Annotated in this window: 9 protein-coding genes; 1 reads left to right on the forward strand and 8 read right to left on the reverse strand. The window is 29.5% G+C overall.

The features are described 5' to 3' along the window. Positions 1–12: 12 nt before the first annotated feature. Both NMK29_RS09520 and NMK29_RS09525 read right to left on the reverse strand, forming a co-directional pair. The gene (locus NMK29_RS09520) at positions 13–3,135 is read right to left on the reverse strand and encodes a CHAT domain-containing tetratricopeptide repeat protein (protein WP_159092271.1); all 3,123 of its coding nucleotides are present in this window, start codon (positions 3,133–3,135) and stop codon (positions 13–15) included. Positions 3,136–3,338: 203 nt separating this feature from the next. Then, on the reverse strand, positions 3,339–4,493 hold the full coding sequence (locus NMK29_RS09525) for a glycosyltransferase family 4 protein (RefSeq protein ID WP_234424291.1): 1,155 nt from the start codon (positions 4,491–4,493) through the stop codon (positions 3,339–3,341). Between the two features lie 430 nt (positions 4,494–4,923). On the opposite strand from NMK29_RS09525, the gene NMK29_RS09530 reads away from it, so the two are divergent. Then, complete coding sequence (locus tag NMK29_RS09530; RefSeq protein WP_108804114.1) at positions 4,924–6,906, forward strand: NosD domain-containing protein; 1,983 nt, start codon at positions 4,924–4,926, stop codon at positions 6,904–6,906. Positions 6,907–6,981: 75 nt separating this feature from the next. Here the strand turns inward: NMK29_RS09530 and NMK29_RS09535 are convergent, their stop codons facing one another. From NMK29_RS09535 to NMK29_RS09560, 6 genes are all read right to left on the reverse strand, one after another. Beyond that, positions 6,982–7,899, reverse strand: coding sequence for a hypothetical protein (locus NMK29_RS09535; protein WP_159092270.1), 918 nt, complete (start codon positions 7,897–7,899; stop codon positions 6,982–6,984). Positions 7,900–7,909: 10 nt separating this feature from the next. Beyond that, entirely contained in the window at positions 7,910–9,226 is a 1,317-nt protein-coding gene (locus tag NMK29_RS09540; RefSeq protein ID WP_369863014.1) for an MBOAT family protein, read from the reverse strand. A 115-nt stretch (positions 9,227–9,341) separates the two neighbouring features. Further along, positions 9,342–10,745, reverse strand: coding sequence for a phenylacetate--CoA ligase family protein (locus NMK29_RS09545; RefSeq protein ID WP_108804111.1), 1,404 nt, complete (start codon positions 10,743–10,745; stop codon positions 9,342–9,344). A 2-nt stretch (positions 10,746–10,747) separates the two neighbouring features. Then, entirely contained in the window at positions 10,748–11,890 is a 1,143-nt protein-coding gene (locus NMK29_RS09550; protein ID WP_108804110.1) for a glycosyltransferase family 1 protein, read from the reverse strand. Then, complete coding sequence (locus NMK29_RS09555) at positions 11,890–12,780, reverse strand: glycosyltransferase family 2 protein (RefSeq protein ID WP_108804109.1); 891 nt, start codon at positions 12,778–12,780, stop codon at positions 11,890–11,892. The genes NMK29_RS09550 and NMK29_RS09555 overlap by 1 nt, the downstream gene beginning before the upstream one ends. A 21-nt stretch (positions 12,781–12,801) precedes the next feature. Then, positions 12,802–13,896 (reverse strand): EpsG family protein, encoded by a 1,095-nt coding sequence (locus tag NMK29_RS09560; protein WP_108804108.1) that lies wholly within the window; start codon positions 13,894–13,896, stop codon positions 12,802–12,804. Between the last annotated feature and the right edge of the window lie 34 nt (positions 13,897–13,930).

Consider the following 13,930-nt stretch of genomic DNA (forward strand, 5'->3'; position numbering starts at 1 on the left):
GGAAAAATGAAATTACAATTCGTTGTGTTTTTTGTTATACTTTATTATTGTTAATAATATTAACACGCTTAAAATTCCACAACCAAAAATCCAATATAATAAAGTACTATTCTTAAAAGGAATTGGTGAAGAATCTCCAATAAGGTAAAATCCTCCCCAATAAAAAGGGGCCTTATAATCAATAGTAGTAGTATTAAGAAATTTTAATTTAGCATTTTGAAGTGCTTTATCTTTACTCATACCTTTTTTAAGATTAGAATAGAAATACTCCATTAACTTTGGAGTAGTTTCGTCTGATACTGACCAATTCGTTAATAATAAGCTTTTAGTTCCTGCATACTGAAAGGCATTCCCCAAACTCATTATTCCTTCACCTTTGGCTATTTTACCAGAACCTGTATTACAGGCACTAAGAACTGCTAGATCCGAAGGAATATTTAACATCATTAATTCATGGCTATACAGTAAATTATCTTCTTCCGTATTGTTATTATTTGTAAAAAAAAGTTTAGAATTCTCTGGGTTTTGGTTATCAATCACCCCATGAAGCGCTAAATGTAAAATACCATATTTTCCAGCATATTTCTTAAAGTTAGCTTCAGTAGATTGAGAATCATAATAATATTTTCCATCAACAATTTTAGAGATTTCTTTAATCTCTTTACGAGTACCAGGTAAATCCCTAAGTATATCAGCAGCTCCTATATTATCTTTTGAATTAAAGAAACTTTCTGAATAGGAAAAGGCAAGACACTCCTCTTGTAACATATCAGGATTTATATCATTTTTAAAAGATGTCCACAATAGATTAGAAGAATTGGCATAACTAATTGCATAATCCTTGAGAAAATATGAAAATTGTTCCGGATCATTAGATCTATCATTTTGTGTTAATAATAAATCAAAATTAATATGCCACAAAAATCCATCTGGAACAATTATCAATCGATCTCCTACAAGATCATTTTCAAAGGGTTTTATTAACTTAAAATATAATTGACTAGAATATTTTTGGTATTTAACTAAATCTTTTGTGGTAATACTTTCATGAAATTCTTCAACCTTTTTCTTAGGGTTTTCTAACAATAATTCTTTTACGGAAATGGTGTTTTTGGAAATCACAAAAGCATAAATCAAATCATTATCAGTAGTAAAAAACTCTATTAAAGTAGTATTTTTATTTAATTTTTCTTGAATATTGGCAACTGAAATAATTTCCTTTTTATACTTAATTTGATGATACTTAGGGTAATTTTTTTCCAATATTTTTAGTAATGAATCTTCTTTTCGATTAACATCAAATAGTTTTATTTCATTTTCTGTTATTCTTATTGTATCAATAGGGTTATTTAGAGAAGAAGAAATAATCTGTCCTTTATAAAACGCTCTTTTTCTTTTAAGATTTTCAGCTAGGTTAATTATTTCTGAAGGAACAATAGAATTTTTAGCATATGAATCTTTCAATAACTGTTTAAGTGTGTTTCCTTTACTTTTCTCCGAATAATAAAAAGCATTCAACAACCTTTCTTTATTTTTTGTTTCTTCATAAAATAACATTTGCGAATTTATAACATCTGTATAAATTTCTTTTGTCTGTTTTGCAAATGCCACTTTATCCTTATAATTATTGGAAGTACTGCGAATCCTATCAATAACTATATCTATTTTATCGTATATACTTAAAGATTCATTTAAATAATTCAGATCTTTATTTTTAACAAATATTGCATTTAACGTTTTTCCTTTGTTGTAATATGTCATTAATATTTTTTGCAAATCATAGAAATTACCTGGATCAAAACCATCTTTACTGATAGTTTTTTTATCCTTAGTATTTGCTAATAATGACTTATTAAAATATTTAATTGCTTTTTTGTACTTTTTTTGATTGTGATAAACTTTAGCTATTGCTAAATAAAAATCTGAAGTTATAGGATGCTCTTCACTAAATTCATTAAGTAATAAATTTAATCCCTTTTGATAATATAATTGTGCTTCTTCATAGCTCTTCATTTCACTATAAACATTTCCTATAAACTCAAATGCTGATGCAATCGCACGATGTTTTCCAAATAATGAATTACCAATCTCAATAGATTTTTTATAATATTCTATTGCTCTATTATATTCTTTTATTTTAAAATAAAGATCTCCCATATATAAATATACCGTTTGAATACTAGTATGATTCTCACCAAAAATTGATTTAGAAAGTATTAGAGCTTTATTATAATATTTTAGAGCTTGATCATAATCTTCATTATAAAAACAGACCCTCCCCATATTTCTATATATACTTCCAGAATGAGGATGCTTTTCACCATGAATTTTAAGACCTAAATTCAAACTTTTCCTTAGATATTCTAGTGTTTTATCGTACTCCCCTTTTTGATAAAAAACTATGCCAGTATTAAGGTATAATATTTTCTGTCCATTTAAGAAATTTTCATTTTTGTAAATTGTTAAGGCTTTTTCATAACATTTTAGTGCATATTCATATCTCATCATTCTAAATGAGGTCAAACCAGCATTAAGGTTAACTTGTCCTACATAGAGATGATTATCCCCAAAATTTTTGACAACAATATTTAAAAACTTATTATAATATTCTAATGCCTTTTCATATTTCCCTAAATCACTATAAATTATACCAGTAACATTATAATTAAACCCAATTTTTATATGATCTGAGCCTAATTCTCTTAACCTTATAGCGATTGCTTTTTCATTATATTCTAATGCTAACTTATATTTATTAATTCTGTAATTGAACATTGCCAAATTGCTATAAGATATGGCTAAATCAAGATGATTTTCGGGAAACAATTTCTTTCTTATATCCAATGCTTTTTGAAAATAAATCAATGCTTCATCATAATTAGATAAACCCTGAAAATAAACCCCCTGATTATCATAAGCATTGGCTTTTTCCGGATTATCTTTTTCTAGATACGTAGAACTTATATGTAAAGCTTTTTTAATATTATCCAAAGATTTATCAAATTTCATTGAATTTCCGTAATTCTCAGAAATTTTATTATAGCAACTTGCAACCTGTTTCCAAGATTTATTTTCCCTATAAATATTTAATGCTTCTTTAAAATAGGTAATAGAGCTATCTGCTTTTTTTTCCAATAAAAAGTAATTTCCTTTTTCAAAATATTTGTATGCTGTAATTGTATCGTTATTAACTTGGGAATAATTTTTATAAAACGAATGAAATAGAATAACAAAAAATACGAATCTGTTTAAAGAAATTAGTTTTATTATTTTCATAAACTGGGACAATATTACTTTATATACTTAATTATAATCGGGAGAATGTTGTGAACATATGATCACAATTGTCGATATTCTTCTAAAATTGCATTCCAAACTTGTTTTCGTTCATATCGTTGGCATATCATGTCTCTTGCTTTCAAGGACAACTCGTCAGCATATTTTTTGTCAGATACAAACTTCTTCATGGAGTCATAAAGTGCTTCAGAACTTTTAACTGGTATAATAGTACCATTTACACTTTCTGAAACAATTTCGTTACAACCATTAATATTAGTAACAATACTCGGTAAACCCATAGATCCCGCTTGCATTACAACATTAGGAAAACCCTCTCTATAACTAGGAAATGCTAAAGCATCAGATATAGAAAAAAATGGTCTAACATCATTTTGCCAACCAACAGAAATAATATTAGGATTATTATCAATCTCATTTTCTGTTTCTGGTAATAGTGGATCAAGATCTCTCTCATACGTTCCTACAAGCAATAATTTTGTTTGCTTATTTTCGGTATTTAACTTCTTAAAAGAAGTCATCAACTCATTAATCCCTTTATCTTTTACAAATCTTCCAACAAATACAAAAACAAAATCCTTCTCATCAATACTAAGCTCTTTACGTAACTTTGCGTTATCTTGATCTGTATACTTAGAAGGATCAAAATGAGCTGTATCTATACCATTAGAGCTTCCCTCTCCGATTACTTTCAATTTTTTTGCTCGAGTATATTTATTTTCTAAAATGATATCATTAAGACCAAAAGAATTAGGGTATATCATAGTTGCACAAGCGTATGTCATTTTTTCTACTGTATCTAATAACAATCTTTTTGCTCCAGTAGCTTCTAACAATGGTAATCCAGCAATAGTATGTAATCTATGTTTAACTCCAGCCAATCTTGCTGCCAACATAGATAACGTTCCAGCTTTAGGAGTATGACTATGGACAATATCAGGCTTTTCTTTTCTAAAAACCTTGTATAATTTGTAAACAGCTTTTAGATCCTGAATAGGAGTAATTTTACGAGTCATTTCAATAGGAATTACCTCTATTCCTTCTTGTTTGGCTACTCTATCTAAAATATTTTCATCTTTACTAGAAACACCTATCACCTCATAATATTGAGACATAAACTTTAGTTGTCCTTGAAGTAATCCTCCTAGAGACCTAGGAACAGTGGTTACACGAATAATCTTACCCTTATTTTTCACTTGTTTATTAAAAATGTATGTTTTCGGTGCAAATATATAGATATAACAGGCTATTAAAGTTTTTATTTATATTCTTTTTTAACATACATATATTATATATATTGGAAAACATTTTAGATTCAAAGATCTAATTTAGAACATAAAAGAAAGAAAAAACTCACAGACATACTCCTTTTATTGGGGAATAAACCCATTAAATTTATGACTCATACACCCTCCATCAGTAATCCTATAACTTTTTCTAATTACAAATCAGGTTTTGATCTCGATATCAAAAAGAATTACGGTAAACCCATAACTGTTTAATTGTTTAATTATCAATTGATTAAGATTTGTAAATTTTAACATTTTTTTTCGACATAATGCACAATAGTATCGATGAAACTCCGTTAAAAATGAAATTAAAAACCAAAAACACCCCCCAACCAAAATGAAAAAGTTACCCTATTTTCTATTAATTGTATTTACTATGAGCTTCTTTGCTTGTAGTACGGAAAACATCGAAGATGTAATTTCTGAAGAAGAAGAAGTTATTGAAGACGAAGACGACGATCAAGAAGAGGAAGAAGATGATGAGATTGTCTCGGATACTTTATGTGATTTTGATCTTTCTGGTCTAGCTGCTAACTCTACAGTAACAATTGACTGTCTATTAGATTTAGAAGGACAAACTATTAATTTACCGCCAAATGTAACATTTGATTTTGATGGTGGTGATATTTTTAATGGTACTCTAGTTTTCTCTGGAGGAACTATTGATGGTAGACTTTTAAATTCTAAATTAGGAACTGAAGGTACTGTAAATCTTAAAGATCCAATATTTAAGTTTACAGCAACCAGATGGGAAAATATTGTTCAGGGACAGACTACATCTGATATTGCTTTGAAAAATACTGCTGAGTTCGAAAATTTAATGATCCGGATTAAAGAAATGGGTGGAACAACTTTTGAAACTAATGTTTTTGATGCATTTTTCGAAACTACCAAAGTAACTAGTACTACAGCAGATCAGAATTTTTATGCTTCTGTAGAAGCTATTAATGTACCATCTGACTTTCATTTAAAAATGTCCAATAGCACCAATTTACGTCAATTTCCTGCAGGATCAAGAATTGCAAACGGTGCGGTTTTAGCTGTTAGAGATTCTGATAATGTTACAATCTCTGGAGGAAATATAATTGGTGATCGAAATGTTCGTGAGTATGCAGCTGATGATGTTGGTTTATATGGAACTCACCTTCTTCATGTTCATTCTGGAAGAAATGTAACCATAGATGGTGTTAATTTTGTAGAAGGATCGAAAGGTGCTCTTGCAATTTATTCTTTAGGTTTCAGATTTAACCCTGATTATGTGCCAACATATGGTATCAAAGTTATCAATTGTTCTTTTACAAATATTAGAAGAATGGGTATTGCTCTTACTGATGGTAGTGATATATTAATCGAAGGAAATACCTTTACCAATGTAGGTCAGCCAATGTCTGGTTCTGATGGAGGTGAAGTTGGGTATGCTATTAATATAGAGGCTTTTAGAACTAGAGACGCTAATGGTGTTCTTATGGAAAATGAAAGAGCTTTTGATATTCTTATTACAAGAAATACCGAAATCAATAGTAGAGTTGGTTTTACAGCTGCTACAATTGGTCAAGACATAACAATTGATGATAATGATATAGAAACTAGATGTATTATCTCATTGGCTTCTGGTACAAAAATTACAAATAACAGGTTTAATGCGTCTGCTGCTGCTGCAGAAAGATTTGCAATTTTTGCCGCAGGTAGTCATAGTGAAACAGTTTTTGATAATGAAATAGCAGATAATAGCATTGTAGGGTATGCGATAGGAATTGCAACTGATACCAATGATATTAATGTTCATGACAATACAATTACTAATGGTGAAATAGGAATTCAATTAAAAGATACTTCGGATTCTATGTTTCACAATAACATTATCAATGTTAATGGAACTGGGATTAGTGCTACAAATACTTTTGTAAATAATACTAGTATTAATGAAAATGAAGTTACTGCTGGTGGATTTCATTTGTTCCTTACAGGATTTAATAATACTACGGAATCTAATGGATATACAATTTCTTTTGAAAGAAATAAATTCTTGAATTCTAAGAAAATTACTATCAATAATGCCAATGGTATTACATTTAAAAATAATGAAGTAACAGGTGGTATTGAATTAGGCACTTCTGCTAATATTGATATCTCTTCAAATACTAAAATAGATCCTAACGATAGTGATGGAATAAGATTATATGGATCTCATTCTGACGTTTCTATTACTAATAATAATATTTTGGAACCATCAGGTGCTGAAAGATTCGATTGTATTAATAATAACTCGGATACCCCTAACGCTATTGTGTTAAGTGGTAATACATGTGCTACTAGATAAGAATTAACCTTTTGTATATATAATTAAGAAGGGATGTCAAATATGATATCCCTTTTTTTTATTATGAATGTTATTTTATTGATTTATATGTTCAGAAACAAGTTTAGTAAAATACCTTGCTCCTTTATCATTAAGGTGTGATGGATCATGAAACAAATCTAATCGATTATTAAAATTTTTATCCTGAGAAAAGTCTAATACACGTATCTCCTCTTTATCAGCAATTTCATTAATTAATGTTAAAGATTTATTATTAGAACTAATCTTTCTTAACGTTGGAGAAATTACAAAAACTAAATCGATATTATTAGATTTTGAATTATCTATAAACTGTCTTAAAGCAGAAACAAAGTTTTCATCAATTTCTTGATCTTGATCACTAACATTTATTAAATGAGAGTTGATCTGGTCCTTACGTAATGTACCATGAAGAGGTCTATACCCATTATAATCTTTTTGAGGAGACGCATAATATCGAAGTATATGAATGATTGTAGAGTTTAATAAATATGATTTAAAAAACATCTCTACATCTATAAATTTAGAATTTAATCTAAATAATGGTCTTAGCTCATCTTTAAATTCGCTATAATATGGATGTAAGTCATTAAGTCTATCATAAGCAATATCAGAAGAATACAAAAAATCTTCATCTATATTAAGAATAAACAAACCAGGAGTGCTACGTTTTAGAAGCATTTCTTGCAATGCTAAATGATATAACAACTGTTGCCCTTCTGCACCAGCATTATAGGCCGTAGTATTAAATTGTTTCTCCAAAACTTCAGGAACATAATGTCTATGCGCGTGTGAACTTCCAAAAATCAATACTTCTGCTTCTGTTTCATAGATTGCGTGATTAGCTCTGGCATATTTACCCGTTTCTTGTAAAAAAAACACATGATTACTAACTACTCCTAAAAGTACATCTACAATCAAAATAATTATTACAAACTTTATGATTTTTGAAAATATAGAAGTGTATCCTTTCATAAATGAATCCTTAAAATTGAAAATAAATAAATTGGCTATGTCCGAAAACACCTAAATAAAGAATTAAATATATTAAGGTCGCATATATAAACATCCTTCCAACTTCACTTTTTGTAATAACAGCTACGAATGTATTATTGTTCCAATATTCTCTTTTAAGTTCAAGTATAACTAATAAAAGTATAGCCAATACAGCATATATAGAAGCAGCTATATCATCACCACTGCCAATATATAACTTACCGGGTTTAGTGAAAATTTTATTAATAATGTAAAAGGCATCACCTACACTATTAGCTCTAAAAAATATCCAAGCAAAACTTATAAAACAAAAAGTACTTATAATACTAAAAACTCCTTTTCTTTTTTTACCGCTACAAAGTATTTCTATGATCAAATAAACCCCATTAATAGCTCCCCATATAACAAATGTCCACTTAGCTCCATGCCATAAACCACTTATTAAAAATGTAATGAATAAATTAAAAAACCATCGGTATCTACCAACACGATTCCCTCCTAAGGGTATATATAAATAATCACGAAACCATGTAGATAAAGAAATGTGCCACCTATTCCAAAATTCATGAATTGATGCAGAAAAATAAGGCCTTTTAAAATTCGTCATTAAATCAAATCCAAAAAGTTTTGCAGTTCCTATTGCTATTAAAGAATACCCTGCAAAATCACCATAAATTTGAAATGCAAATAAAATAGTTGCAAAAACTAAACTTAAACCATCATGATACTCGACATTATTATAAACAGAGTTTACATAAATAGCGGTTCTATCGGCAACTACTAGTTTTAAAAAAAAACCCCATATAATTAGTTTTATTCCATAAGAAATTGACTCTTTTGTATATTTTCTTTTTTCTAAAAACTGTGGTAATAAATGTGTTGCTCTTTCAATTGGTCCTGCCACTAACTGTGGAAAAAAGGAAACGAAAGCCGCAAAGGATATAAAATCTCTTGTAGGTTGTAGTTTACCTCGATAAACATCAATTGTATAAGACATCGTTTGAAAAGTATAAAAAGAAATACCAACCGGAAGAATAATATTTAAGGTTGTAACATCCTGTATATCATAACCTATAGAACTACATAAGTCAACCCAAGAATCAATAAAAAAGTGGCAATATTTAAAAAATGATAACACACCTAAATTAAAAAAAATACTTACTAAAAGCCATCTTTTCCTTAATTTTTGAACATCACAAAGGTTTATTTTGATACCTACCAAATAGTCTACTATAGTACTTAAAGCAATTAATGCTAAAAACCTATAATCCCACCAACCATAAAAAATATAACTTGAAATTAACAATATTATATTTTGAAATTGAAGGTTGCCTTTCTGGAAGAGCCAATAAACAACAAAAACAATTGGGAGAAATATTAAAAAATCAAAAGAATTAAAATACATGATCTAAATGAGTTCTTTAAATCTCTATTGTAAAATTTCTTTTTACTGCATCAAATTTTCCATTTGGTCCTAATGGAATATCCTCAACAACATGTATTTGATAGTTTATGGTTTCACCTAATCTATCCTTCATATTGTATATAAGTTTTTGCCTCATGTGATCATCAAACTTTTCATCAGCAATCAAATTAACTATAATCTCATTAGGGCTTTCTTGTACAATTTGACTTTTTACTATTCCTTCTAGACCTTTATATGCTGTATCCATTCTACCAACATATCCTTTTTCTTTGGTCCATAATATATCATCTTCTCTACCTGTCAATTTCTCTATCATTGGCATTAGACATCCACAGTCACAGGTCTTCCCTGCTTCAGAAAGTAACACTGTATCTTCTATATTATATCGAATCAAAGGTGTTTTAAGATTTGTAAAACTCGTAACTACTAATTGAGCAACTTCTCCAGCCTTTGCTTTTTCTCCTTTATTATTTATAAACTCAAAAATTCCTGAATCTGTATTTAAATGCAAATTACCTTGAGTACATTCGGTAATAAAAGGACTACCTTCACTAGAAGCGTATTGATTATATACGTGGCAATTAAATGCCTTCTCGATCTCCAGTCGTTGATAATCATACAATGTTTCTGCCGTAACTGCAATTGCTTTTGGAGTGAAGTTTAATGTCAAATTATTCTTATTAATGAACCTACTAATAATATAAATAGCAGATGGATATCCATCTAACAAAATAGGTTTAAAACGATTTAGTTTTTTTACATAATGACCTAAATTATCATCTGTTAAATGATATGTAGACATTAGTAGTTGATTCTCGAAATAATTATATACCCAAAATGGCGGTTTTTTAGAATCTGGTTTTACAATTAACCTTCCAGAAAACCTAACTTGTTTCACCCTCTTTGTTTCTAGACCAATCGCTTTATGAAACCTTCTCCATAAGGCAAATGATCTATTGATTGATTCCTTATCTAAATAATTAATGGTAGGAGCGCCTGATGTTCCGCTGGTATAACCAACACCATCAGTATTTCGGCTTTTATTAACCAAAACATCTGGATTCTTTTTACGTTCTGCTTTGGTAAGAATCGGCATTTGCTTAAGAGCATTGTAAGGATTCTCCTCTATATCCTTAAGTGTTATTCCTAATTCCTTCATTTTTTCGCTATACCAATCAGAGTAATTAAAAGCTTCGGATAATAAGAGAACTAATCTACTCTTTTGATATGCATCTATTGTTTTACTATCCGCATTCCACAAATCAACATACTCTTTTAAGAACGCATCAAACTCTTTTGTATATCGCTGTTTAGAATTTTGAAAAGCCTTAATATTGAGTAATATAAACTTAAATGGATAAGGCAAATTATTATAAATTTTCTCTTGCAACTTTCCCATAACTACCGTCTTACTTGTTCTTTATAAAATTCATGAATTTTTTTAGTGTTCGAAACGATGTCATAATCTCCTTTTACTATTTTTTCTGTATTGTCATTCTTTTTGGAAGCATCCGTCTCGATTATTTTTCCGGCCCAATATTCCGCAGGTTTATCAATAGACAAAAATTCTATATCATCGGTAAGGCTAACTTCTGTAGTAATACTATCCGAAGCAAAAACTTTAATTCCTGCAGCTTGCGCCTCAATCAATGTAACCGGCAATCCTTCATAAAAAGATGGAAAAACGAACACATCAAACATTTGAAATAATTCGGGTACATCTGCTCGCACTCCTAAAAAATGTACATTATTTTGAATCCCTAAATTCTCTACTTCTTTTTCAATTACTTTTCTAAGAGGACCATCTCCTATCATAACCAAATCACAATCTGGTTTTTCATTCAATACAGCTGAGAAAATTTTTAATAAAAAAGCATGGTTTTTTTGACTAGCAAAACGTCCTACATGACCAATTACTAAACGATTCTTTAAATTAAACTCTTCCTTATATTTATTTGCTACCACTGAATTATGGGCAAACTTTTCTGTATCAATCGCATTATTCATGGTAATAAATGAAGTACTATTTCCAAATAACCATTTCCCAGCTTTATCTCCACAAGAAAATAGATGCGTAGCATCTTTCTTTACCTTCTTTTTAAGCTGAAGTTTGATTAATTTCTTAAAAGTTTCTTTTTTACTTTCCTTATTAGAAAATAATGACATAAAACTAACATCATCAATTGCAATATGCGCGTGTGCAATTCTACAAGGAATATCAAACTCTTTAGCTATTTTAAGAGGAAAACAACTAAAAGTATTTAAGTGAGAATACACGACATCATACTCTTTATGTTCTTTAAAAAACAATCTAAGTTTTTGGTAATAGTCTCCTGGAAAGAGTGGGTTTATAGGATCAAATCTATATATTTTGCCTCCTCGACTCTCAATTTCGTCATCAAAAGCAGCTTTTTCTTTCCTATGCACCAAAAAGTCAAATTGTACTTTATCTTTATCTATCTTTCTATAATAATTCATGATCATAGATTCCGCTCCTCCTCTATTCATGATCGTAAAAACTTGCAAAACACGTATTGCCCCCATTAGAATTCTCCTTTTGTTTTATATCTTATATATAGGTTTAATAGTATTCCAAATGGTATAGCTAAAACAGTTGTCATTTTTTTTGGAGATTCACTAATAAAAGATCCATTTTTAGTAAAAATTGCACTCGATACATAATGAATTGCATTCTTAAATTGATCTTTAAAATTTTCCGCTAGTTTCATTCTACTTTTTCTAGAAAAAGCGAAACCTTTAGGATGTCTTCTATATTGTTTTAAGATATTCATACTAGATCCATCTTGCATATACTCTACCTCGCATAACACTTCATTAATAGGTAGTAATTTATAATCTTGATCTATTAATTGATACAAATACCCTAGAGGAACAAAACGTTCTCCTTCGAAAATAGGATACGCAGGGTATTTTTTTACAACCTCAGTTCTGTACACTAACTTTTTATCTCCAAGTACTTTATGTACGTTATATAAATCATATAGTGTAGTTTCTTTTATATGCTCAGGAATTTTAGTTCCTATAATTTTTCCTTCAGGATCGGCATCTAAGCCTACCAATCCAGCAAATTCGGGTTTGTCCTTTATTTTTTCCCAAGCAACAAGAATTTTTTCTATTGCTTCTTCTCCTATACAATCATCACTATCAATACATACGTTTAGTGCAGTTTCTGTCAATCTATACGCAGCATTGTGCCCTCCATGCATCCCTTGATTCTCTTGATAATGATATTGTATATCAATTTTTCCTTCCTTAATCCAAGAAGACACCAACGTTTCTGTATCATCAGTAGAACCGTCATCAATAATTAACCAAACAAAATCCTGGTTAGACTGCTTGATTAAACTCTCATAGCACTTATGCAAACAGTAAGCTCTGTTATAGGTTGGTGTAAAAACGGTTATAGTTTTCATTAGTTAATTTGTTGTTAGTGATTATCCCCAATATAAATAGTACATCATATATGTAAAAGAAAAATAGGCCAGCATTACTTTCCCTATCATAAAATGCTGGTCTTTAAAAAATTGTTTCTTCAAAAATGGATATATGATTATTATTGCCATCATAAACCAAGATAGATAAGCAAATCTATTAGAATAGTTTGCTTTTATAACTAAAATCCAAAAACCATTACAAATCAAATATGTATTAAGCAATTGGAAGTAAAATTTATCTTCAAAATTCTTTTTATAAATAAAGTACCATCCTGCAAATACAGCAAAAGCACTATGAAATAAAAAATCCCATCTAAATCCAGTACTAGCAAATGCATTTGCATCTACTTCTGATGTTAAATATCCAGTAAGTCGATCATCTCCAAAACCTAAACTAGCAAAAAGCGTAACCCATAAACTTCCCATTACTAATGACAATGGAATACAAGCTAACCATCCTTTAAAAAACACTTTAGGATTGTTATAAAAATTAGTAATTACATAAGCGAAAATTGGCAAGAACAATGTTTTATGAAAAAAGGTAGCAGCGAGAAAGAATAGCCCCATAACAACCTTATTTCGGTGATAGCATAATCCCCATAAAAAAAGCGATGTCGCGGCTCCGTTACGCATACCATTCACTCCATATGTCCAAAATGAAAATGAAACAATAAACATCACAAAAGAATAGTACCAATACTGACCAAATAATGTTTTTGATATTTTATATAGTGGAAAAATGTATATAAATGCGCAAATCGTAAAAAAAGTATGGGCTGATACAATCTGTGCCAATGTTTTCATAAACACATGCCAACCGTAATCATTTACCTCAGGAATATCTCCTCCTAATCTATATCTATCAAATGTGACTATATAATTGACGGTATCCCCAAAAATCCCACTAATTGGTCGTTGACCAATATATAAAATTAAAAAGATCAATAGAAAATAACCCGAAAAGTTTACAAACACGATATTTTTGTGCTCATTAATCTGTAACAGTCGGGTATGTAGTAATGTAAAAACAACCAAAAAGAAGCATAAATTAATATACAACGGGTAGTAAAACTCTAAAGGCACAAAAGTGTTCATTCTACTAATTAATTTTAACCGTTATGTTATTACT

Origin of the sequence: Aquimarina sp. Aq107 (assembly GCF_943733665.1) — a bacterium.
Lineage (GTDB): Bacteria > Bacteroidota > Bacteroidia > Flavobacteriales > Flavobacteriaceae > Aquimarina.

What these genes read in the sequence shown, in the direction of transcription:
- NMK29_RS09550 (WP_108804110.1), bottom strand. Translation starts at nt 11,890, where the DNA reads ATGGGGGCAATACGTGTTTTGCAAGTTTTTACGATCATGAATAGAGGA.
- NMK29_RS09530 (WP_108804114.1), top strand. Translation starts at nt 4,924, where the DNA reads ATGAAAAAGTTACCCTATTTTCTATTAATTGTATTTACTATGAGCTTC.
- NMK29_RS09535 (WP_159092270.1), bottom strand. Translation starts at nt 7,899, where the DNA reads ATGAAAGGATACACTTCTATATTTTCAAAAATCATAAAGTTTGTAATA.
- NMK29_RS09545 (WP_108804111.1), bottom strand. Translation starts at nt 10,745, where the DNA reads ATGGGAAAGTTGCAAGAGAAAATTTATAATAATTTGCCTTATCCATTT.
- NMK29_RS09555 (WP_108804109.1), bottom strand. Translation starts at nt 12,780, where the DNA reads ATGAAAACTATAACCGTTTTTACACCAACCTATAACAGAGCTTACTGT.
- NMK29_RS09560 (WP_108804108.1), bottom strand. Translation starts at nt 13,896, where the DNA reads ATGAACACTTTTGTGCCTTTAGAGTTTTACTACCCGTTGTATATTAAT.